Genomic DNA, 23377 nt, shown 5'->3' on the forward strand with positions numbered 1-23377 from the left:
CCGGTGGTGGCCCCGCCCCTCCGGGTGCAAGGTGAGTGACATGACGATCCGCCTCAACCCGCGCGTGACCGCCCCGCTTATCGCCGCGCTGCTGCTGACGACAGCCTGCGACAAGCGCCGCGATGCCGGCCGCGTCGTCGTCAGCGCAATCGGCGGCGATCTCGTCATCGGCGATCCGTCCCGCACGCCGCTCGGCCACGCCGCGCGCCTGATGATGGACGCAACGGCACAAGGCTTGGTCCGCTTCGACGCTTCCGGTCAGATCGAGCCGGGCATCGCGGAACGCTGGATCGTCATCGACGACGGCATGAGCTATATCTTTCGCCTGCGCGATGCGGAATGGAGCAACGGCGAGCCTGTCACCGCTGCCGAGGTCGTTGCCGTCCTTCGCCGCCAGATCGCGCCGCGCTCCCGTAACCCCCTCGCCCCTTATCTCAGCGCGATCGACGAAATCGTCGAGATGACCCCAGAAGTGATCGAGGTCCGCCTGAAGCGGCCACGCCCCGATCTTTTGAAGCTGTTCGCCCAGCCGGAATTGGCCGTGTTCCGCGCCAGACCGGTCGTCGGCAGCGGGCCGATGCGCGTCCTGCGGGCGACGCGGGACGAAGCGCTCCTGCGACCCGCCGTCGATCCAGCGCGGTCGCCCGACGATGTCGCCGACCCCATTCCGGAAGACGATGTTCGCTTGATCGGGGAGCGAGCGGCGCGCGCCATCGCCCGGTTCGCGGCGGGGCAGTCCGATCTCGTCACCGGAGGGACCTTCGCCGACTGGCCGCTCCTTGCCACCACGACCATCGCGCCGGTCAATCGCAAGCTGGATCCGGCGGCCGGGCTGTTCGGGCTGGTCGTCACGAACCGCACGGGGTTTCTTGCGGATGCCAAGGCGCGCGCCGCGATTTCGGCGGCGCTCGACCGGCAGTCGATCGTCTCCGCGTTTCTTCCTGAATGGACGCCGGTATCGCAGATCTTGCCCGAGCAGCTCGATTCCGGCGCGGGTCCGATCATCCCCGACTGGTTCGCACCCAGGCCCGAGGAGCGATTGCAGGCCGTCCGCGCGTTGGTCGGCGCTTGGCGATCGGTGCATCCGGGGCCGTTAACGCTGCGGCTTGCGGTGCCGGCCGGTCCCGGGTCGACGATGCTATATGGCCTGGTCGGCGCAAGCCTCGCGACGATGGGCATTCGGCTGCAGCGGGTCGGGATGGATGATCCCGCCGACCTGCGATTGATTGATGCCGTCGCCCCCTATGACAGCGCCCGGTGGTATCTTGCGACCGCTTGTGCGCCCTGCGGAGAGGAAGCCACGGCGGCGATCGAGGCGGCGCGCGATGCCCCCGACATGGCGTCGCGAGGGCAACGTCTGGCCGAGGCGGATTTCGCGCTGGCGGCCGATGCGGCATTCATTCCGATCGCCCGGCCGCTACGTTGGTCGTTGGTCGCTATTCGGTTGCGGCAGTGGGAGCCGAACACACGCGGGTGGCACCCGTTGAATCATCTGCGTGCCGTACCCAATTGATATTCATGGCCAACACGACCCGCATCGATAATGACCCGCTCCGCCGCATTGCCGGCATGGTCCCACTCGGCAAGGAGCCCGCCGCGGTTCGTCAGCGGTTGGAGGCGATGGAGCATTTGCTGGAGGGGCTATTCACGATCCCCGGCACCAACCGGAAGGTCGGCCTGGACGTGATCCTGAACGTCGTCCCGATCGGCGGCGACGTGATCGCCGCGGCGATGGGGTCGTGGATCGTGTGGGAAGCACGCAACCTGGGCATGTCGAAGCTCCAGATGGCGCGGATGTTCGGCAATGTCGGCACCGACTTCATGCTCGGACTAATCCCCTTCATCGGCGCTGTTCCCGACTTCTTCTTCCGCTCGAACACTCGCAACCTCCGGATCATCAAGAAGCATCTCGACAAGCATCACCCCGCGACGGTAACCGTTCAGGGCTGACGACCGCCGTCGATTCTATCGGCGTCCGCGCCAGATCTTCAGGTCCGCCGTTGCGGGCAGACCGCCGGAATTCGGCTGGCAACGCTCGTACCGGAAGGCCTTGTCCATGCAGAGCCACACCTCGTCCAGCCACCCCTGACGCGTCTCCGTGACGCGGATCGAGGTTACCGGCAAGCGCGGGTTGGCGCGCGAGAGCGCTGCGGAAAAATCGCCAACGGTCAGTGACTTGCGAGAAAGAGCGTTCATGTCCGGATAGCGAAGGGCGTAATATAGCCGCGTCGATGTCCGGAAGTAATTGGCCGGCGTGGTCTGCATGCAGGTGCCATGCTTCGCCCATTCGTGCTGGATCAGTTGCGGCGACGGCGTCGAACACAGCGTGTCGCGGATGACCTTTTTGGGCACGATCGCAGTGGCTGTGCAATATTGTGGCCATTCCTTGCCCACGCCGTCCGGCCATAGCCCGTGCAGTGTGAAGCCGAAGCGATTGCCGCCCCCACACTGGAAGCGCGCAGATCGGTCGTTCGCCTTGTTGCGGCAATATTCCGGAGCCCAGGTGATCGCCAGCGTGTAGCTGCCGATCGGCAGGACACGCTTCGGCTGATCTGGAGAGGGCAAGTCCGGGCGCGGCGTGGCAACGTTGCGCGGAATGACGCATTGATTGGCCTGCGCCTGCGCAATGCCGGGGATGGCCAGCGCGAGACCGGCGAGGATCTTCAACGTCATTTCGGGCTCTCCGTGAAATCCAGACCGATATCGGTGGCGGGGGCGGATTGGGTCAAGCGGCCGACGCTGACATAGGTTACGCCCGTTTCGGCCAGCGCGCGGATCGTGTCGAGCCGCACGCCGCCGGATGCCTCGGTCGGCACGCGTCCGCCGACCAACGTCACCGCGCCGCGCAGGGTCGGCGCGTCCATATTGTCGAGCAGCAGATGCGTCGCACCTGCCGACAAAGCCGGCTCGATCTGGTCGATGCGATCGACCTCGACGATGATGTTCGCGATCCCCGCCGTTTTGGCACGCGCTACCGCCTCCCCGACATTGCCGGCGACGGCGACGTGATTGTCCTTGATCATCGCGGCATCCCACAGGCCCATGCGATGATTGGTCGCGCCGCCCATTCTGGTCGCGTATTTTTCCAGCCGCCGAAGGCCCGGTATGGTCTTGCGCGTGTCCAGAAGTGTCGCACCGGTGCCCGCGATCTTGTCGACATAGCCGCGGGTCATCGTCGCGATGCCGGACAGGTGTTGCACGGTGTTGAGCGCTGACCGCTCCGCCGTCAGCATCGCGCGCGCCAGCCCCTCCAGCCGCATCAGGTCGGTTCCCGCCGCGACGCGCTGACCGTCTTCCACCAGCAACTCGATCCGAACGTCGGGATCCAGCGCGCGGAAGAACGCCTGCGCAATACCGAGGCCCGCGACGACGATAGCATCGCGACTGTCCATCGTTCCTTTAAAACGCGCATCGGCCGGAATGACGGCGGCCGAGGTGATGTCGCCGCCCCGCCCCAGATCCTCCGCGAGCGTCGATGCGACGAACGATTCGAGGTCGAACCCGTCGAGCTGAAAAGTCATTTCGAACGGCCCAAGTTGACGAAGTTGACGCTACGTACGGCCCTTTGGCCCCCCATCCGCCGATTTTGCGATGGCGAAACCGCGCCGCCCGGGGGCGTCGAAGCCATGTTGGAAAAAGGTCTGAAGCTGGACATGCGACGACCTGTGGCATGAAACCGGACCAGTAGGACAGGGCCTTGTTTATCCCGTCCGATCACAGCGGATCCGATCGTGCGTATCGCTTGCTCCGCCGATACGCCGGGCTAAGACTACGGCCGAACGATATGAGGAACATATATGCGCCGCACCCTGACTCTGCTGCTTGCTCTCGCGGTGCTGCCCGGCACGCCGATCATGGCCCAACCGCAAGCGAAGCCCGTCGTGAAGTCAGACGAGAATGCGCGTTTCGCCGCGATCGGCCAGCGCTACATCGACGGCATAGCGAAGTTCGCGCCGGTTTATGGCACCACCCTTGGCGATCATCGCTATGACGACCAGATCGGCGACGTCTCCGCTGCCGGACGAGCCGCAGTGGTGGCGCACGACCGGGCATTGCTGGCCGATCTGGCGAAGATCGACCGGCGCAAATTGACCCGCGAGGCGCAGGTGGATGCCGCGTTGCTGGATAACGCCTTGCGGTACGACCTGTGGCAGACCGAGGTTCTCAAGAATTGGCAGTGGGATATCCAGATCTACAACGATCTGGGCGGCGGCGCGCTCTATGGCCTTGCCGCGCGGGACTTCGCGCCGTGGGAGAAACGGCTGAAATCCGCAACCGCCCGCATGGAGCGGATGCCCGCTTTCCTGGCGCAGGCGCGCGCCGAAATCGTTCCCGCACGCGTGCCCGCGGTGTTCGCGACCACCGTCGCCAAACAGAATGGCGGCATGGTGGAGATCGCGGAAGGCATGCTTGCGCCGCATAAAGGGGAGTTGAACGCCGCCGACGCGAAACGCTTCGACGCCGCGTTGGTGACGCTGAAAAAGGCGGTGGCCGAGCATCAGAAGTGGCTGGACACCGTGCTGGTCCCGCAGGCGAAGGGGGAGTTCCGCCTAGGTGCCAAATTGTACGATCAGAAGATGAAGTTCGCTCTAGTGTCGAACCTGAAGCGTCCCGAGATCAAGGCGCGCGCCACCGCCGCGCTGGCCGATACGAGGGCGCAGATGTACGCGCTGTCGAAGCAGGTTCTGGCAGGCAAGCCGGGCGCCCCCGCCTTGCCAGACCGGCCGAGTGCCGCCGAACAGCAATCCGCGATCGAGGCGGCCCTGGCCCTGTCCTACGCGCAGCGCCCGGCGCGCGACGGGCTGATGGCGAAGGCCAAGCAGACATTGGCGCAGGCGACCGATTTCGTACGGGCGAAGAATTTGGTCACGATGCCCGACGGACCGGTGCGGATCATCACCATGCCCAAGTTCCAGCAGGGTGTCGCCGTGGCCTATTGCGACAGCCCCGGTCCGCTGGAGACGCAGTTGGAGACGTTCTACGCGATCTCCCCGATTCCGGAAGACTGGACCGATGCGCAGGCGACGTCGTTCCTGTCGGAATATAACGATTACATGATTCACGATCTGAGCATCCACGAAGCGATGCCGGGCCATTATCTGCAGATTGCGCATGGCAACCAGTACAAGTCGGTCCTGCGCGCGGTGCTGGGATCCGGGCCGTTCGTCGAGGGATGGGCAGTCTATGCCGAGGGCATGATGATGGACGCAGGGTATCTGAACGACGATCCGTTGTTCAAGCTGACCGTCCTGAAGATGCGGTTGCGATCGATCACCAATTCGCTGCTCGACATCGGTATCCAGACGGAAGGGCTGACGCGCGATCAGGCGATGACCATGATGATGAAGGGTGCGTTCCAGCAGGAGCGCGAGGCATCGGGCAAGTGGGTACGCGCGAGCCTGGGATCGACGCAACTGCTCAGCTATTTCACCGGATATAGCGAGCATGTGGCGATGCGCGACGAGGCCAAGAAGCGTTGGGGTGCGAAGTTCGACCTGAAGACCTATAACGACGCCGTGCTCGCGCATGGATCGCCGCCCGCTCGCTATACCCGTCAATTGTTGTTCGACCTGCCGATCGGGTGAGCGGGCCAGTACATTCGGCCCGCGTCGCTGCCAATTCCGCCATACTATAGTATAGGGATCAGTAACTTGCCGGTTCGGCCTTGTATTGTTGGAAAATTCCCGCGAGCAAGACCCGACTGAACTCGGGGGAGGCAAGTCTATGAGCGTCATCGTAATCGATCCGGGGCACGGCGGCACGAAGTCCATTTCGAACGACAGTAGCTGGAACAATGCGACATCGATCAGCGGCGTGCGGGAAAAGGACCTGACGCTTGATCTGGCGAGACGAATACGGTGGTCGTTGCAGGCGGGTAGCGGCAAGCAGCGAGCAACGGCCTTGGGCAAGAAGGTGACCGTGGTGCTGACGCGCGAGAGCGACGTCAATCTGAGTTTCAAGGCACGCGGTGGCTTCGTCGTCCAGCACCGCGCCGCCATCTTCCTAAGCCTGCATTTCAACGCATCGAACACCCACACCGCGCGCGGGACGGAGGCGTGGATCGACCGGAAATATGTCCGGCCGGGCGTGGGTAGCGAGGGGCCGGGCGTGCCGTTGTCGGGCTTGCGAAACGTCAACGTCGCAGCTGATGCCGCGCTGGCAGGTGCGGTCGCGCAAGCGACCTATATGGCGCTGAAGGATATGGACCCGAAGGCCGCCTTGCGATCCGACTCTTACGCTGAAGAAACGAATGGCGAGGCCTATGCGCCGCCAGCCGGGGTAAAGATGAAGGGGCTTGGTGTCCTTCGCGATGCGACGTTGGGAACGGCTGCAAACCGGTGCCGGGCGGCACTGCTCGAAGTGGATTTCATCGACACGAAGGCTGTCGATACGCTTTTGTGCGGCGCGAATTCGGAGGCCAATCGCAACGCACTGGCGAGCGCGATCGCGATTGCTTTGGTGGAGGCGGCTTAACTCCTCTCCCGTCTCGGTCGAGAAGCTGCCGATTGCAGGATGATCGGCATGTTTCTCGACTATGCCGGAAACGGACCGAAGGAGCGGTCAGGCACCGGGGCGATCAATCCCCGGTGACGCGCACCGGCCCGAGGTCGCCCATGCCGACCGTTCCGCTCGCCATCGCCAGCATCGCATCCAGGCTCTTCTTGGCTTGCAGGCGAAGGCCTTCCTCGATCTCGATCCGCGGCTCCAGATCGCGCAACGCGATGTACAGCTTTTCCATCGTGTTGAGCGCCATGTACGGGCAGATGTTGCAGTTGCAGTTTCCGTCCGCGCCCGGCGCACCGATGAAGTTCTTGAGCGGCGCGGCCTTTTCCATCTGATGGATGATGTGCGGTTCGGTGGCGACGATCAGCGTGTCGCCCGCCATCTGGTCGGCATATGCGAGAATACCGCTGGTCGATCCGACATAATCCGCATGATCGAGGATGTAGGGCGGGCATTCGGGGTGCGCCGCGACCGGCGCGCCAGGGTGCTTGAGCTGCAGCTTAAGCAATTCCGTCTCGCTGAACGCCTCGTGCACGATGCACACGCCGGGCCACAGCAGCATGTCGCGCCCCGTCTTCCGCGCGAGATAGCCGCCGAGGTTCTTGTCCGGTCCGAAGATGATCTTCTGGTCGAGCGGAATCTGGCTGAGGATCTTTTCGGCGGAGGAGGACGTGACGATCACGTCGCTCAGCGCCTTCACCTCGGTCGAGCAGTTGATGTACGTCAGCGCGATGTGATCCGGGTGTTGCGCACGGAATTCGGCGAACTGGTCCGGCGGGCAGCTATCCTCCAGCGAACAGCCGGCATTGAGATCGGGAAGCACGACGATCTTGTCCGGCGACAGGATCTTTGCCGTTTCCGCCATAAACTTCACGCCGCAGAACGCGATCACGTCGGCATCGGTCGCCGCCGCCTTTTTCGAAAGGTCGAGGCTGTCGCCGACGAAATCGGCAATGTCCTGAATTTCCGGCTTCTGGTAATAATGCGCGAGGATGACGGCGTTGCGATCCTTGCGCAGCCGATCAATCTCGGCCCTCAGGTCCAGCCCGGTGAGTGTTCCGCCGATGCCTTGTCTCGCGTCCATTCGTCAAACCCTTGCAGTGCGGGTCGTAGATGGACGGCGGCGCGCGAAGGATCAAGGGCGGACGGCGGGCGGCGGCCCCGGGAACGGTGGATAGGCGAGCGGATCGACCGATGCCCCGGGGGATCCCGCGACCACGCCGCGGTACAGCGCCGGGCCGGCGGGACTGTAAGTCACTACCTCGACCAGTACGGTCGATCCGACGATCACGCCGATGCCCCAGAGCCATGCCGGATGCACCTTGCGGCGGCGGCGCAGGTCGGCCGCGACGCCGATCGCCGGGAAGATCAGCACCGCGGCGAACGTCGCTTCATAGGCATAGGGGATGAAGAGCGGCAGCGGCATCAGCCGGCCGAATGCAGGGCCGAGCAACAATGCCATTCCGCAATAATGCAGCCGCGCATGCCACGCCGTCTGCTTGCGATAGACGATCGCCGCCGCGGTTAGCCCGGCAAACGCCAGGATCGATACCGGGTTGAGTAGCAGGAACTTCACGGCTGAAAGAAGAACGGCGCGTGCCCCGCGCGGACCAGCCGCACCGTGACGAGCGTGCCCAGCACGACCATCGCGATCATCCATCCCGCACCGATCCAGCCCAGCCAGCGGTGCAGCGTCCGCGCTCGCCGTGCCACGAGGACGTTCTGCGCAAGATACAAAGCGGTCCAGCCCATGAAGACGATCGCATGTGCATGGACGATGGCGGGCGAGGCGAAGCTGGACCGCCCCATGCCAAGTTGCAGGCCGAACCCGGCGACGATAGTCAGCGCCATCGCGATCGAAGTGTAGAGAAAGAACCGCTCGCCGCGCGGAGCGATCTCGATAGATTCGGTCACCGTAGCCATCGTCGCCCCCGACAATAGAAGTCGGGCGTTCATACCCGATTCTATCGAGTCACTCAACGCTGGTTGGCGAGGACTTCCTCCGGGGTGCGGGATCGATCCATCTGCTCGCCGGGACCGCGTGCGTCGAACGGAAAGCGGACGACGACGCGAATGTCCTGTTCGCCCGTCGCCGCGATCGGCGCGCTGGCGAGATCGGCGAGCACCCGGCGCGCATTCTCCCGCGCAGCCGCCATGTGTTCGGGCCTGATCCCTTCCGCGACGGCGGCACGCCGGGCGTTGACGCTGGTCTGGCGGTTGAGTTGATCGGCGGCGTCGCGCGTCACGACGAGTCCCCGCGTGCGATTGGCGGTCTGCGCCGCCCAATCGATATTTGGCGCGGCCGGTACGATATCGGGCGCCTCGATCGTCAGGACGCGGCGTTCCGCGTCCCAGACATAGGCGTCGGCCGGAAGCTTCGACATATCGACGAAATAGTCGATCGAGAACGGCGCCTTCACCACCTTGTCGGAAGTAAACATGCCGAAACCCCGCGTGTCGGTCGCGCTGGCCTGGACGGTCCCGGTCAGCGCGCCGACCTTGATCGCGCTCGCGCCCGCAAACTTCGCGCTGACGATACGGGTGATCGCGCGACCATCCGCTTCCGTGGTGATCGCATAGCTTTCGTTATATTTGTCCCACGCGATCCTGCCCGCGACCATTGCCGCGATGATGACAATGATCGCGACGACGATCCTTGCGATGCCCTTATTGCCCATCAGGCCGCGTCCACGACATGCCAGGTCTCACCGCGTTCGATTGCCAGACCGCGCGACCGCAGATCGATCAGATGCGCGAGCACGGAACGTTCGGCGGCGGGAAACAGGCGGGGATCGATACCGACATACATGCGCCCGACCATATCGGGGATCGTGCGAGGCTCATCGCGCAGGAGCCGCAGGATCTGCCCCTCGCGTTGCTTGCGATGGCCGATCATGCCGCGCAACAGCCGCTTGGGATTGTCGACCGGGTCGCCGTGGCCCGGATAATAGACGCGGTCGTCGCGCGCCTGAAGTTTTTCCAGGCTGCGCATGTAATCACCCATGTCGCCGTCGGGCGGGGAGACGATGCTGGTCGACCAGCCCATGACATGGTCGCCGCTAAACAGCGCGCCGTCCTCTTCCGACGTTCCGCCGGACAGTGCGAAACACAAATGATTCGAGGTGTGGCCCGGCGTGGCGATCGCGGTCAGCGCCCATCCTTCCCCGCCGACCGAATCGCCGTCCGCCAATATGGTGTCGGGCGCATAGTCCCGATCGAATGCCGCATCGGACCGTAGCCCCGCATCGTCCAGCGCAAGCGGTGCGCAACCGACGATCAGGGCGCCGGTCGCCCGTTTCAGCGGGCGTGCGCCGGGGCTGTGATCACGGTGCGTGTGCGTGATGACGATCGCGCGAAGCGGGCGGGCGCCCAGTGCATCCAGTATTGCCTGGATATGCACGGCATCGTCCGGTCCGGGATCGATAACGGCGAGATCCGCCGTTCCGACGATATAAGTCTGCGTGCCGGTATAGGTATAAGGCGAGGCGTTGGGCGCGAGAAGCCGAACGACACGGGGTTCAAGCGTCTGCGGGACGCCGGGTTGCTGGTCGCTCATGGCCACGAGATGGAGTTTTCGGGTGTCCGGCGCAAGTCCGGCGGTTCGCCGTTACAGCCGCTCCACCGCGCGCTTGATCCTGCGGAGAACCTCCTGATCGCAGGCGGGCGCGTCCGATGCCTCGATCGCCAGCGCCATCAGCCGGACCGCACCGAAACTGGCCGCCAACCCCTTCAGGCGAAAGGCGGCGGCCTGCCAGCCATCATGGTCCTGCGCGGCCTCCAGACCCTCTACACCGCGCTGCACGCTTTCTATAAACGCGCCACGTAGTTCCGCGATCAGCGCGGGTTCGTCGCCCACCGCCGCCGCAAGGGCCGCATCGATTGCACCGGGATCATATGCCATGCCCCTTTCTAAAGCCGAATTGCTTAACGCAACGTTTCGCTATTCGCTTCCCCGGCGCGCGTTTCGTGGTACACGATGCGGATGAACGGGGGTTCTCGCATCGTCGATTTCAAATCGGATCGCTCGGACGGTGTGCCGGAGGATGAACTGCTGCCAGACCCTATCGGCGAACGGGCCGGCCACGATATTGCCCGCCCTTCCCAATTCGATACCGACATGATCGATTATGAAGAATCGTCCGGCACGCTGGGCAAGGTGCTGGCGGCGCTGGGCGTCGTCGTGTCGCTCGCATGGGTCGGCGGGGCGCTGTTCCTGGCCTGGCCGACGTTAGGGAATGTCAGCCCCGTGACGCTGGCGGGGTTCATCGCAGCCTTGTGCGTTCCGCCCGCGCTGATCGGTATCCTGCTGCTGCTTGGCCTGCGCAACAGCACGGCGGAGGCGCGGCGTTTCGGTCGCACCGCGCAGGCGATGCGCGATGAGGCGGCAAGCCTTGAGCGCACCGTGGCCCTGCTGTCCGATTCGATCGAGGCAAACCGCACGCGGCTCGCCGAACAAGTCACGACGCTCATCGCATTGGGCGACGGCGCGGCCGTGAAGCTCGGCACGATCGGCGCCGGCCTGGCGGACCAGGTCGTCCAAACCGAGGCGCATGCCCGGACGCTCGCGGAAGCCGCGACGGCCGCGCATGTTAAGCTGGACGTGCTGACGACGATGTTGCCGCGCGCGCATCAGGAAACGGACGATCTCGCGCAGTCGCTGGAACGCACTGGGCTGACCGCAGCGTCGCATGCCGCGGCACTGGACGCGCAATTGACCGCCCTCGCGGACCGCGGGCGCGAGGCGGATGCACTGGCCAGCGGTGCCGCACAACGGCTCGCCGCGCACATCACGCGGATGGAAGCGACCGGCGAGACCGCAGGCGCCCGGCTCGAACAGGTTACCGGCAAGATGTCCGAAGCGGTCGACGGACTGCTCGGCCGCACCGCCGATGCCGTCGATGAGGCACGCAAGGGCATTGCCGCACAGGGCGATGCGATGCTGGCGATGCTCGGCACGAACCAGGCCGCGCTCGACCGCGCCGGACACGACAGCGCCGAGGCGTTGTCCGCACGCATCACGACGATCGAAACGCTGATCGACCGCATCGCCGACAGGCTGAGCGACCAGCGGACGGCGAGCGATGCGATCATCCACGAACTGGACACGGGCATCTCGCACGTCTCGGGCCGGCTCGACACGATGCACAGCAATGGCATCGAACGGACGCAGACGCTCGCTGCCTCGATCAGTGCGCTCGGCGGATCGGCCGACGCGATGACGGAAGCGTTGAAGACGGGCGAGGAAATGGCGCGCGCGACCATCTCCACGACCGAACACCTGCTGCTCGCGCTGGACGCTGCGGCGCGCGAGATCGACGAGACGCTGCCGGATGCGCTCGCCCGACTGGACGACCGTATCGCGGGGAGCCGCCGCGTCGTGACGGAAGCCAAGCCGGAGCTGCTCGCCTTGGTGACTGCGGCCGAGAGCACGCACGATGCGATCGAGGCAATCGCTCAGGTCATTTCCGGACAACGCGATCTGGTCGACAAATTGTCCGGCACGATGATCGCGACGCTGAATAACGGGCGTATCAAGGCGGACGAAATCGGCCAGATGGTCGACGACACGATCGACCGGACCAACTTGTTCGCCGAAGAGGCAGCGCCCCGGCTGGTCGAGGCGCTGCTGCGCGTCCGCGATACCGCCAGCGCCGCCGCCGACCGGGCGCGCGAGACGCTGGCGAGCGTCATCCCCGAAGCTGCCGAAGCATTGGAAGCCGCCAGTGGAGAGGCGATGCGCCGCGCAACGGACGCCGCGCTGGAGCAGCAGATCGCCGCGATCGGTCGGGCCGCCGACGATGCCGCGAACGCCGCGCAACGCGCTTCCGAACGCCTGACGCACCAGATGCTCAACATCGCCGATTCGACCGCCGTGGTGGAAAGTCGGATCGAGGAAGCTCGCGTCGAACGCGAGGCCGCGGATAAGGACAGCATCGCCAAGCGGGTTTCGCTGCTGATCGAGGCGCTGAATTCGGCATCGATCGATATTACCAAGACCTTCTCGACCGAAGTGACCGACAGCGCCTGGGCCGCGTACCTGAAGGGCGACCGGGGCGTCTTCACACGCCGCGCCGTCCGTCTGGTCGACGCCAGCGACGCCCGCGACATCCTGCGCCTGTATGACGAGGACATGGCGTTCCGCGAACAGGTCAATCGCTACATCCACGACTTCGAGGCGATGCTCCGCGCGATCCTGTCGCAGCGCGATGGCTCGCCGCTTGGGGTGACGTTGCTGTCGTCCGACATGGGTAAGCTGTACGTCGCCTTGGCTCAGGCGATCGAGCGGTTGCGGACCTGAGGCGGTTTCGGCTGGGTTGGGCCGCGGATCGCGTGCTTAGGTCGGAAGGGTAAGGCGTTTTGGGCCCGGGTTGCGGGAGGCGATTCCGAGCCGGCGCTTTTTTCCTGTCATTTGCAGTTGCGTCCCAAGCCAAGCCGGGCAGAGATACGACCGTGAAAACGGGGCGCGGCAGTTGCCTCACTTGACGTCGTATCGAGCGTGCATCCAGTCCGACGGGAAAGCGTCGCCTGTCGCGGTTCTGGGTCGAAGCCCGATATCTTCTCGCTGCCGAACGAACGCCTTCCCGCAAAGCACTTCCGCCCCCGTTCGTTTCGAGCGAAGTTGAGAAACCTTAGCGATGGTCCGCTAACGTCGTTTCTCGACTTCGCTCCAAACGAATGGGGGAACGCGTGGGGATACGAGCGCCCCTCGGGTGCAAACGTCTGGCGGCGGTTCGGACGTCAGTCGTATCGAGGATCGTATCAGCGGGATATCCCGCCGCAGATGCGTTGCGAGCAGGCTTTAAAAGCTGAGTAACCTGCTGGAATATTTCAAGAGCAGCCTGGGACAGGTGACTCAACGCGACAGACTTCCGTTCGCCCTGAGCTTGTTGCCGGGCGTGTCCGTGTCCGCTGTGAAGGTGCTTCGACAGGCTCAGCACGAACGGGTCGGGGGTAGCTGCCACGTCTTATGCCCGGAAGCGTAAGGATATCCCGCCGCCGCATCCCCTCGAAGCATCACCATGCCGGTCCTGGGCGTATCGACATTCACCCCTGCCGCTCCGGCGAAGACCGGAGCTCAGTCGCGGGGAAGGTCCGTAACGAGCTACAGCCCCTTGATACCGCAGCTTTCCCAACCGGACCCCGGCCTCGGCCGGGGCGGTGTGGAAGCGCACACGCCTTTAGCAGCTGAATGTCGATCGGGCCTAAAGCAAATTAACCCGACCCACGCGGACGCCGGGCCCCTGCCCGATCACTCGGCCGGGATAAGCCGATCGATGATCTGCGGCGTGATCCAGCCGTAGATATAATTCAGCTGGAACAGCAGGAACAACACGGTCGCCACGACCGTCACGCGCAGCGCGATGCGTCCGGGGCGGAATTCGTGCGGTGCGCTCTCGGCCTGGCCGGGGACGCGGGCCGCCCCGGCCTCGTCCGTCGTTCGGACACCGAACGGCAGGACGAGGAACACGGACAGCGACCAGAACAGGAAGTAGATCGCCAGCGCGGAGGTCCACTTCATCATGGCGTCAGGCCTCGATCAGCAGGACATCGACGATCGGCTTCTTGCCGGTCCAGCGCGTCGCGACGCGGCGGACCGCAAGGCGCAGCGACTCACGCAGCTTGGCGCGATCGCGCCCGCTTTGGCGGACCGCCTGGACAAGCGCATCGGTCGCCTCGTCGACGAAGGGATCGCGATCCTCCTCGACCGGAATACCCTGCAAACGGACCTGAGGCTGGCCGATCATCCGGCCGCCCTTGTCGATAGCGACCGCAACGGAGATCTGCCCGTTGACTGCCAGCTTGCGGCGCTCGTTGATGGTTTGGCCGTCACCCGGCAGGATGACGTCGCCGTCGAGCACGAGCCGCCCGACCTGTGCATGGCCGATCTTAGCCGGATCGCCGGGCGCCAGACGAACGATGTCGCCATTGGTCTGCACCAAAGCGCGCGGCACGCCCTGCGACAGGCCATAGCGTGCCTGCTCCATCAGGTGACGCATCTCGCCGTGAACCGGGATCAGCACCTCGGGACGCATCCAGCGGTACATCTGCGCGAGTTCGGGACGGCCGGGGTGACCCGATACGTGGACGTGCGCCTGACGATCGGTGATCATCACTACGCCCTTCGCCGCGAGCTTGTTCTGGATCAGGCCGATCGCGACTTCGTTGCCGGGAATCTGCTTCGACGAGAAGATCACCGTGTCGCCTGCATCCAGGCTGATCGGGTGGGATCCCGCCGCGACGCGGCCGAGCGCGGCACGTTCCTCGCCCTGCCCGCCCGTGGCGATGATCATCACCTTGTTCGCCGGCAGGCGCATCGCCGCATCCGGATCGATCGTGTTCGGGAAATCCTTGAGATACCCCGTTGCCTTGGCGACCTTCAGGATACGATCCAGCGACCGGCCGGCGACGCACAATTGGCGCCCCGTCTCGCGCGCGACCTCACCCAGCGTGTGCAGACGCGCGGCGTTGGACGCGAACGAGGTGACCAGCACGCGACCGCGCGCCTTGCCGACCGTCTCCATCAGGCCGATACGGACATCCGCCTCCGATCCCGACGCATCCTCGTTGAAAACGTTGGTCGAATCGCAGACCAGGGCGAGGATACCCTCGTCGCCGATCGCGGTCAGCTGCTCCGGCGTGGCGGGCGTGCCGACCTGCGGTGCTGCGTCCAGCTTCCAGTCGCCGGTGTGGAAGATGCGGCCGTAAGGCGTGTCGATCAGCAGCGCGCTCGGCTCGGGGATCGAATGCGCCATGGGCACGAAGGTGAAGCGAAACGGCGCGAGGTCGAAGCCTTCGCCGACCGGGATAACCTTCAGCTTTACGCGATCGGCATTGCCTTCCTCGTCCAGCTTGCCGCGGATCAGCCCCGCGGTGAACGGCGTCGCGTACAACGGCACGCCCAGATCCTCGGCGAGATACGGCAATGCGCCGATATGGTCCTCGTGCCCGTGGGTCAGGACGATACCCACCAGGTCGTCCAGCCGTTCTTCGATAAAGGCGAGATCGGGCAGGATCAGGTCGATGCCCGGATATTGCGGATCGGCAAAGGTCACGCCGCAATCCACCATCACCCATTTGCCGTCACACCCGTACAGGTTGACGTTCATGCCGATTTCACCGGAGCCGCCAAGCGCGACGTAGAGGAGTTCTTTCTTTGAGCTTTTCACTATTGTCTTTCGTATTCAGCCGCTTGTGCGCAATATGCGGGCGGCAAAGTGGTGCGCGGTAAAGCGCGGATGATCTCGTGAGGAAGAGCGGGGCGCCATCCGCACCTGGCGGGGACGAGCGCGCACTCGAAACTCTTGGAACTATATATGGGCGCGATCCCACATCATCGCCAGCCCCTGAATCGTCAGGTCGCCCTCGATGACGTCGAAAACATCGGTTTGTTTCTCGAACAGGGTCGCGAGACCGCCCGTTGCGATGACCTTCACCGGCCGTCCGACCTCGGCCTTCATCCGGCCGACGAGTCCCTCGATCATCGCGACATAGCCCCAATAGATGCCGATATGCATCTGGCTGACGGTATCGCGGCCGATCACGCTGGTGCTGACGGGTGCCTCGATCGCGATACGGGGGAGCTTGGCGGCGGCGGTGACAAGAGCATCAAGCGACAGGTTGATACCGGGCGCGATGATCCCACCCTTATAAGCGCCGGAATAATCTACGACGTCGAACGTCGTCGCGGTTCCGAAATCGATGACGATCAGGTCGCCGGGATGCAGCGCATGCGCAGCGATGACGTTGACGGCGCGGTCCGCCCCGACCTGGCTCGGTTCGTCCACGTCGAGCTGGATGCCCCATTCGACCGGAGCCTGTCCGGCGATCAGCGGTTCGCCACCGAAATACTTGCGGGCCAGCGTTTGCAGATTGTGCAACGCGCGGGGCACGACGGTGGCGATGATCACGCCGGTCACTTGGCTGCGATCATAGCCCTCCAGGCTCAGCAACTGGCTGAGCCAGACGGCATATTCGTCCGCGGTGCGACGTGGGTCGGTGGCGATGCGCCAGCGCGCCTTGATCCCATTGGCCCGATCGCTCGGGTCGACGAGCGCGAATACGACATTGGTATTGCCGGCATCGATCGCGAGCAGCATTGGTCTTTGTCCTAGCGCTAGATCAGGAAGATATCGGCGGCGTGAATGACACGGGTCGATCCATCCGCCAAGCGGAGGATGAGTGCGCCGTCTGAATCGAGCCCCTGAAACAGGCCTTCGACCACGCTTCCATCGGGCAAAGCGGCGTTCAGTGCGGTGCCCACCGGGTGCGCCCGGTCCATCCAGCGCTGACGAATGGGGGCGATCCCCTCGCCGCGCCAACGCGCGAGCCAGCGGGCAAAGCTTTCCGCGAGCGTTTCGGCAAAATCGGCCGGGTCGGGGGTGACGCCGTGCGCGGACAGGCTCGTCGTCGGCCGATCCAGTCCCTCGGGGTGGTGCGCCAGGTTGACGCCGATCCCGATCACGACGGCATCGGCATTGCGTTCCAGAAGGATGCCCGACACTTTCGCGCCTGCGATGAGCAGGTCGTTCGGCCATTTCAATGCAGCTTCCAGGCAAAGCGGATCGGCCGGAAGGTAGACCCGGACCGCCTCTTCGACGGCAACCGCCGCGACCAGCGCCAGCGTCGCCGCGGCGGGATCGGTCGGCCGCAACCGGACGAGTGTCGAGGCACTGTAATTACCGACCGGCGATACCCAGGCCCTACCCTGCCGCCCGCGCCCGCTGGACTGGCGTTCGGCGCGAAGCCACAACCCTTCCGCTGCGCCCGTTCCGGCGAGCGCCAGCACGTCCGCGTTCGTCGATCCGGTCTCCGCGACAGTGCGGATGGTGGTCAGAAGAGCGACCGTGCGGCGTTGAGTGTGAGAACGCCCAGCGGCGCGAGCAACACCCAACCCACTGGCGAGACGAACACAGCCGCCGCGGCGATCAAGCCGCCCTCGACCACGCTACCGCCGCGTTGAAATTCCGGCGCAGGCTCATCGAAGTACATTACCTTGACGACACGAAGGTAATAATAGGCGCCGATGACGGAGGCGACGAACCCGGCGACCGCCAACGGGTACAGACCCGCATCGACCGCCGCCTTGAACACGGCCAGCTTGGCATTGAACCCCAGCAGCGGCGGTATGCCCGCCAGCGAGAACATGAAGATCGCAAGCGCCGCCGCGAGCCCCGGACGCGTCTGCGACAGGCCGGACAGGCTGGAAATCGTCTCGACCGGTTCACCGCTCGCATCGCGCATCTGCAGCACGACGAGGAAGCTGCCCAGCGTCATGACGACATAGACGGTCAGGTAGAACAGCACCGACGCCACACCGTCCGGCGTACCGGCGGCGAGGCCGACCAGTACGAAGCCGACATTGTTGATCGACGAATAGGCCAGCAGGCGCTTGATGTTGCTCTGTCCGATCGCTGCGACCGCACCGAGGATGATCGAGGCGAGCGCCGCGAAGATCACGATCTGGCGCCACGCGTCGGTCGCCGGGCCCATCGCCTCGATGGCGACACGGACCGCCATCGCCATTGCCGCCACTTTGGGAGCGCTGGCGAAGAACGCAGTCACCGGCGTGGGAGCGCCTTCATATACGTCCGGCGTCCACATGTGAAACGGCACGGCGCTGATCTTGAAGGCCATGCCGGCGAAGACGAAGACGAGACCGAAGGTCAGGCCGAGCGAATTGGTGCCAGCATAGGCGGTGGAGATCTGGTTGAACGTGGTCGATCCGCTAAAGCCATAGACCAGCGAAATGCCATACAGCAGAATACCGCTCGCCAGCGCGCCGAGCACGAAATACTTCAGCCCCGCTTCGGCCGACCGCGTATCGCGCCGCATGAAGCTGGCGAGGACATAGGCAGCAAGGCTCTGCAGTTCCAGACCGACATACAATGTCAGCAGGTCGCCCGCCGACACCATCATCCCCATGCCGGCCGACGAGAGCAGGATGAGAACGGGATATTCGGGTCGCAGATCGTCACCCGTCGTGCGCTCGAAGAAACGGGGCGCCATGATGATCGCAACGGCGGCCGCGATATAGATCAACACCTTGGCGAACGCGCCGAACGCGTCCGCATGATAGAGCCCGTCGAACGCGAGGCCACCATTGGCGGACGGCCCGGTCAGCGCGATGCCCGCACCGGCGAGGATCGCGACCGCGGTCCACGATACCGCGCGGGTCGAGGCCTGACCACCCCAGGCGGAAACCAGCATCAGCACCAGCGCGCCGATCGCCAGAACGACCTCCGGCAGGGTCAAGATAAGATTGGCGGACGTGCTCATTTATGATCCCCGGCATGCGCGGCCGTGGCCGGCGGCGCTGCCTTCCCTATCGTCGGCTTGCTATCCCCGGCGGGCGCCGCGTGGGCGACGCGCGCGACCAGGGTCGATACGTCTCCGCGCATTGGTGCCATGAAGCTCTCGGGATAGACGCCCATCCACAAGATCACGGCAGCGATCGGCGCGAGCAATGTGATCTCGCGCAGGCTGAGGTCGCTCATCGCCTTTACGTCGTCCTTCACCAGCTCGCCGAACACGACGCGGCGGTACAGATACAGCATGTACGCCGCGCCGAGGATGATGCCCGTGGTGCAGAGCAATGCCGCCCAAGTCGACACCTTGTACGTGCCCATCAACGACAGGAATTCACCCACGAAGCCACTGGTGCCCGGCAGGCCGATCGAGGCCATCGTGAACAGCAGGAAGAAGAGCGCATAGCGCGGCATGTTGATCGCAAGGCCGCCGTACCGGTCGATCTCGCGCGTGTGCAGGCGATCGTAGATGACGCCGACGCAAAGGAACAACGCGCCCGAAGCGAGACCATGCGACAGCATGACCATCATCGCGCCTTCGATACCCTGCTGGTTGAACGCGAACAGGCCGATCGTGACGATCGCCATGTGGGCGACCGACGAATAGGCGATCAGCTTCTTCATGTCGTTCTGAACCAGCGCGACGAGCGAGGTGTAGATCACCGCGACCGCCGAGAGGCCGAGGACCAGCCAGGTCAGTTCCGAAGATGCTTCCGGGAACATCGGCAGGCTGAAGCGCAGGAAGCCGTAGCCACCCAGCTTGAGCAGCACGCCCGCCAGGATGACCGACCCCGCGGTCGGCGCCTGGACGTGCGCGTCGGGCAGCCAGGTGTGGACGGGCCACATCGGCATCTTCACCGCGAAGGACGCGAAGAAGGCGAGCCACAGCCAGAATTGCGCATGGACCGGGAAGTCGGTGTTCATCAGCGTCGGAATGTCGCTGGTGCCCGCATAGTTGGTCATCCACAGCATCGCGACGAGCATCAGCACCGAGCCGAGCAGCGTGTAGAGAAAGAATTTATAGCTGGCGTAGATCCGGTTCGCGCCGCCCCAGATACCGATGATCAGGTACATCGGGATCAGGCCGGCTTCGAAGAAGATGTAGAACAGGAACAGGTCCTGCGCCGCGAACGTGCCGATCATCAGCACTTCGGTCAGCAGGAACGCAGCCATATATTCGGGCACGCGCTTGGTGATCGCCGACCAGCTGGCGCCGATGCAGATCGGCATCAGGAACACGCTGAGCATGATCAGGAGCAGCGCGAACCCGTCGATGCCGAGTTTCCAGTCGAACACGCCCAGGCTACCGGGATATTCCACGAACTGCCATTGCGGACCGCCGATATCGAACTGCGTCCACAGGCCGATGCCGAGCACGAAATCGACCAGGGTCGCGGCCAGCGCGAGCCAGCGCGCGGTGTTCGCCGACACGAACAGGCAGCTCACTGCCGCGATCGCGGGGACCGCCAGCATGACGCTCAGGATGGGAAAGCCGCTCACTTCGAGATCGCCCAGGTAATCGCGGCGGTCAGGCCGATCAGCATGACGAACGCATAGCTATAGAGATACCCCGTTTGAACCCTGGCGGTGACTCGCGTGCCCTGCTGTACCAGCCAGGCCGACCCGTTCGGGCCGAAGCGATCGATCGTCCTCTCGTCCCCGCGGTGCCAGAAGAACCTCCCGATCGCGAAGGCCGGCCGCACGAAGATGAGATGGTACAATTCGTCGAAATACCATTTGTGCAGCAGAAAGTCGTAGATCACGCTGAACTGTGCCGCCAGCGTCGCCGGGAAGCCCGGGTTCCGGATATAAGCGAGCCAGGCCGTCCACAGACCGAGCAACATCGCGATCGTCGCCGATAGTTTGATGATCGTCGGGACGCCGTGCATTTCGTGCATTAGATGTTCGCGGAAGGCGATGGCATTGTGCCAGAACCGTTCGCCCGCTTCCGGCTCGATGAAGAAGCTGTGGAACGCGAAACCGGCCGCGATCGCGCCGATCGACAGGACGATCAGCGGGATCAACATCGGCAGCGGGCTTTCGTGCGGGTGATAGCCACCCGTCCCTGCCGGCAGTTCGTGCGCGCCGGCCGAATGCGTATCGGGCGTATGCCCGGCATCTTCGACGGCCGGGTGCGCGTCGTCCGCAGCGTGATGCGCATCGTGTGCGGCATGATGGCCGTCATGGCCATGATCGCCATGACCATGCGCCTCGTGGATCGCGTGCTGGATATGCTCGGACCGCGCCCAACGCGGCTTGCCGTAGAAGGTGAGGAACATCAGCCGCCACGAATAGAAGCTGGTCAGCAATGCGACGAGCACGCCGACGAACCACACGCCGGGCTGGCCCGCGGCCCATGCGCCTTCGATGATCGCGTCCTTCGAATGGAAACCGGCAAAACCGATCGCCAGATGGTTGCCGAACACAGCGGGAAGCCCGACGCCGGTGATCGCCAAGGTACCGGCCATCATCGCCCAGAACGTCACCGGAATGCTTTTCCGCAGGCCGCCATAATAGCGCATATCCTGTTCGTGATGCATTGCGTGAATCACCGAACCGGCGCCCAGGAACAGCAAGGCCTTGAAGAAGGCATGCGTGAACAGGTGGAACATCGCCGCGCCGTAAGCGCCGACGCCCGCTGCGAAGAACATATAGCCAAGCTGCGAGCAGGTCGAATAGGCGATCACGCGCTTGATGTCGGTCTGCACCAGCCCGCACGTCGCGGCGAACAGGCATGTCGCGGCGCCGATCGTGGTAACCACGCTCAGGGCGACCGGGCTCGTCTCGAACATCGGCGACAGACGGCAGACCATGAACACGCCCGCAGTGACCATCGTCGCCGCGTGGATCAGCGCCGACACCGGGGTCGGCCCCTCCATCGCGTCCGGCAACCAGGTGTGCAGCCCGAGCTGCGCCGACTTGCCCATCGCGCCGACGAACAGCAGCAGGCACAGGACCGTCATCGTGTCGAGATCGGTATCCGAGAAAGCCGATCGTCGATCCGGCCATACCCGGTGCGGCAGCGAGGATTTCCGGGATCGAGACAGTATTGAACACCAGGAACGTGCCGAAGATGCCGAGCATGAAGCCCAGATCGCCGACGCGGTTGACGACGAACGCCTTGATCGCCGCGGCGTTCGCGCTCGGTTTCTTGAACCAGAAGCCGATCAGCAGATAGCTTGCGAGACCGACGCCTTCCCAGCCAAAGAACATCTGGACGAGGTTGTTCGCCGTCACCAGCATCAACATCGCGAAGGTGAACAGCGATAGATAGGCGAAGAAGCGCGGCTGGCTGTCGTCTTCCGACATATAGCCCCAGCTATACAGATGGACGAGCGCGGACACGCTGGTGACCACGACGAGCATTACGGCGGTCAGCAGAATCCACCTTCAATGCCCAGGACACGTCCATGTCGCCGGAATGGATGAAGTGCAGCACCGGCACGACATAGGCCTCCGCTTCCCCGCCGATAAACGACAGGAAGATCGGCCAGCTGAGCGCGCAGGACAGGAAGAGCGCCCCGGTCGTGACGACCTTGGAGGGCACCAGACCGATGACGTTGCGGCCGAGCCCCGCCACGATCGCGGCGAGCAGCGGCAGGAAGACGACGAAGAGGATCGCGTTCACTGGTCGATCACCCCTTCATCCGGTTGACGTCGTCGACCGAAATGGTCCCGCGTCCACGGAAATATATCACCAGAATAGCCAGCCCGATCGCTGCCTCGCCCGCAGCGACGGTCAGCACGAACATCGCGAACACCTGTCCCACGAGATCGTGCAGGTAGCTGGAAAAGGCGACGAAGTTCAGGTTCACCGACAGCAGGATCAGTTCGACCGCCATCAGCATGACGATCAAATTCTTGCGATTGGCGATGATGCCGACCACGCCCAGCGCGAACAGGATCGCCGCCACGACCAGATAGTGCGTCAACCCGATCACAATTCCACCCCCTGCCCGACGCCCGGCTGCGTGTTGCGCGTCGCATCCTGCGGACGGCGCGCAACCTGGCGCGAGATATTCTGGCCACGCACGCCACCACGCTCGCGATGCGTCAGCACGATCGCCCCGATCATCGCGACCAGCAGCACCAGACCGGCACCTTCGAACACGAACAGGTAGCGCGTGTACAATAGCATGCCGATTGCCTCGATATTGGGCACAGCGGCGTCGATCGGCGCGGCGCGGCGGCCGAGTTCAATCCCGCCTGCGCTCCACGCACCGAACGCGATCATGATCTCCGCCGCCAGCGCGATCGCCAGGACGAGGCCGATCGCGGCGTAGCGCGCAAAGCCGGCGCGGAGCTCGGCAAAGTCGATGTTGAGCATCATCACGACGAACAGGAACAACACCGCGACCGCCCCAACATACACGATGACCAGCAGCATCGCGATAAATTCGGCGCCGACCAGGACCATCAGCCCGGCGGCGTTGAAGAAGGCCAGGATCAGCCACAGCACGGCATGCACCGGGTTGCGCGCCGTAATGGTCAGCGCTCCCGATACGATCACCATGATCGCGAAGAGATAGAAGGCGATTGCTTGGATCACGGAATCTGTGTGCCCCTCA

The 23377-nt window shown here is 64.3% G+C and carries 21 protein-coding genes and 1 pseudogene; 5 read left to right on the forward strand and 17 right to left on the reverse strand.

Features of this window, described 5'->3' with window-relative positions:
* Positions 1–40: 40 nt before the first annotated feature.
* Both H5J25_RS11510 and H5J25_RS11515 read left to right on the forward strand, forming a co-directional pair.
* Positions 41–1513, forward strand: coding sequence for an ABC transporter substrate-binding protein (locus H5J25_RS11510; protein ID WP_202091082.1), 1473 nt, complete (start codon positions 41–43; stop codon positions 1511–1513).
* A gap of 5 nt (positions 1514–1518) precedes the next feature.
* The gene (locus H5J25_RS11515) at positions 1519–1950 is read left to right on the forward strand and encodes a DUF4112 domain-containing protein (RefSeq protein ID WP_202091084.1); all 432 of its coding nucleotides are present in this window, start codon (positions 1519–1521) and stop codon (positions 1948–1950) included.
* Between the two features lie 15 nt (positions 1951–1965).
* On the opposite strand, the gene H5J25_RS11520 is transcribed toward H5J25_RS11515, so the two are convergent.
* Together H5J25_RS11520 and nadC are read right to left on the reverse strand one after the other, a co-directional pair.
* A complete protein-coding gene (locus H5J25_RS11520; protein WP_202091086.1) occupies positions 1966–2673 on the reverse strand; it encodes a ribonuclease T2 family protein in 708 nt (235 codons plus the stop codon).
* Positions 2670–3521: a carboxylating nicotinate-nucleotide diphosphorylase gene (gene nadC / locus H5J25_RS11525; protein ID WP_202091088.1), complete on the reverse strand. Its 852-nt coding sequence runs from the start codon at positions 3519–3521 to the stop codon at positions 2670–2672. Before nadC ends, H5J25_RS11520 begins: the two co-directional genes overlap by 4 nt.
* Before the next feature lie 276 nt (positions 3522–3797).
* Here nadC and H5J25_RS11530 point away from each other — a divergent pair, with 276 nt between their 5' ends.
* Both H5J25_RS11530 and H5J25_RS11535 read left to right on the forward strand, forming a co-directional pair.
* On the forward strand, positions 3798–5585 hold the full coding sequence (locus H5J25_RS11530; protein WP_202091090.1) for a DUF885 domain-containing protein: 1788 nt from the start codon (positions 3798–3800) through the stop codon (positions 5583–5585).
* 139 nt (positions 5586–5724) lie between these two features.
* The gene (locus tag H5J25_RS11535; protein WP_202091092.1) at positions 5725–6474 is read left to right on the forward strand and encodes an N-acetylmuramoyl-L-alanine amidase; all 750 of its coding nucleotides are present in this window, start codon (positions 5725–5727) and stop codon (positions 6472–6474) included.
* A gap of 103 nt (positions 6475–6577) precedes the next feature.
* Here the strand turns inward: H5J25_RS11535 and nadA are convergent, their stop codons facing one another.
* The 6 genes from nadA to H5J25_RS11560 form a co-directional block, all read right to left on the reverse strand.
* On the reverse strand, positions 6578–7588 hold the full coding sequence (gene nadA, locus H5J25_RS11540) for a quinolinate synthase NadA (protein WP_202091094.1): 1011 nt from the start codon (positions 7586–7588) through the stop codon (positions 6578–6580).
* Positions 7589–7639: 51 nt separating this feature from the next.
* Positions 7640–8080, reverse strand: coding sequence for a hypothetical protein (locus H5J25_RS20725; protein WP_225883077.1), 441 nt, complete (start codon positions 8078–8080; stop codon positions 7640–7642).
* A complete protein-coding gene (locus H5J25_RS20730) occupies positions 8077–8418 on the reverse strand; it encodes a hypothetical protein (protein ID WP_225883078.1) in 342 nt (113 codons plus the stop codon). The genes H5J25_RS20725 and H5J25_RS20730 overlap by 4 nt, the downstream gene beginning before the upstream one ends.
* Positions 8419–8480: 62 nt before the next feature.
* Positions 8481–9182, reverse strand: coding sequence for a hypothetical protein (locus tag H5J25_RS11550; RefSeq protein ID WP_202091096.1), 702 nt, complete (start codon positions 9180–9182; stop codon positions 8481–8483).
* Positions 9182–10060: an MBL fold metallo-hydrolase gene (locus tag H5J25_RS11555; protein WP_202091098.1), complete on the reverse strand. Its 879-nt coding sequence runs from the start codon at positions 10058–10060 to the stop codon at positions 9182–9184. Before H5J25_RS11555 ends, H5J25_RS11550 begins: the two co-directional genes overlap by 1 nt.
* Before the next feature lie 51 nt (positions 10061–10111).
* Positions 10112–10405: an Hpt domain-containing protein gene (locus H5J25_RS11560; protein WP_202091099.1), complete on the reverse strand. Its 294-nt coding sequence runs from the start codon at positions 10403–10405 to the stop codon at positions 10112–10114.
* An 81-nt stretch (positions 10406–10486) separates the two neighbouring features.
* Between H5J25_RS11560 and H5J25_RS11565 the strand changes: the two genes are divergently transcribed.
* Positions 10487–12802 (forward strand): coiled-coil domain-containing protein, encoded by a 2316-nt coding sequence (locus tag H5J25_RS11565; RefSeq protein WP_202091102.1) that lies wholly within the window; start codon positions 10487–10489, stop codon positions 12800–12802.
* Between the two features lie 951 nt (positions 12803–13753).
* On the opposite strand, the gene H5J25_RS11570 is transcribed toward H5J25_RS11565, so the two are convergent.
* From H5J25_RS11570 to H5J25_RS11610, 9 genes and pseudogenes are all read right to left on the reverse strand, one after another.
* Positions 13754–14023, reverse strand: coding sequence for a DUF1467 family protein (locus H5J25_RS11570; protein WP_202096327.1), 270 nt, complete (start codon positions 14021–14023; stop codon positions 13754–13756).
* A gap of 7 nt (positions 14024–14030) precedes the next feature.
* Positions 14031–15611: a ribonuclease J gene (locus H5J25_RS11575; protein ID WP_202096328.1), complete on the reverse strand. Its 1581-nt coding sequence runs from the start codon at positions 15609–15611 to the stop codon at positions 14031–14033.
* A 201-nt stretch (positions 15612–15812) separates the two neighbouring features.
* Positions 15813–16601 (reverse strand): type III pantothenate kinase, encoded by a 789-nt coding sequence (locus H5J25_RS11580; RefSeq protein ID WP_202091104.1) that lies wholly within the window; start codon positions 16599–16601, stop codon positions 15813–15815.
* 17 nt (positions 16602–16618) lie between these two features.
* Entirely contained in the window at positions 16619–17329 is a 711-nt protein-coding gene (locus H5J25_RS11585; protein ID WP_202096329.1) for a biotin--[acetyl-CoA-carboxylase] ligase, read from the reverse strand.
* Between the two features lie 5 nt (positions 17330–17334).
* A complete protein-coding gene (nuoN, locus tag H5J25_RS11590; protein ID WP_202091106.1) occupies positions 17335–18780 on the reverse strand; it encodes an NADH-quinone oxidoreductase subunit NuoN in 1446 nt (481 codons plus the stop codon).
* Complete coding sequence (locus tag H5J25_RS11595; RefSeq protein ID WP_202091107.1) at positions 18777–20309, reverse strand: NADH-quinone oxidoreductase subunit M; 1533 nt, start codon at positions 20307–20309, stop codon at positions 18777–18779. Before H5J25_RS11595 ends, nuoN begins: the two co-directional genes overlap by 4 nt.
* A pseudogene (gene nuoL, locus H5J25_RS11600) lies at positions 20306–22437 on the reverse strand (NADH-quinone oxidoreductase subunit L). The gene H5J25_RS11595 and the pseudogene nuoL overlap by 4 nt, the downstream one beginning before the upstream one ends.
* 7 nt (positions 22438–22444) lie before the next feature.
* The gene (gene nuoK, locus H5J25_RS11605; protein ID WP_055778679.1) at positions 22445–22750 is read right to left on the reverse strand and encodes an NADH-quinone oxidoreductase subunit NuoK; all 306 of its coding nucleotides are present in this window, start codon (positions 22748–22750) and stop codon (positions 22445–22447) included.
* Complete coding sequence (locus H5J25_RS11610) at positions 22747–23358, reverse strand: NADH-quinone oxidoreductase subunit J (protein WP_202091109.1); 612 nt, start codon at positions 23356–23358, stop codon at positions 22747–22749. Before H5J25_RS11610 ends, nuoK begins: the two co-directional genes overlap by 4 nt.
* Between the last annotated feature and the right edge of the window lie 19 nt (positions 23359–23377).

The sequence above is a fragment of the Sphingomonas aliaeris genome (assembly GCF_016743815.1).
GTDB classification, from domain to species: domain Bacteria; phylum Pseudomonadota; class Alphaproteobacteria; order Sphingomonadales; family Sphingomonadaceae; genus Sphingomonas; species Sphingomonas aliaeris.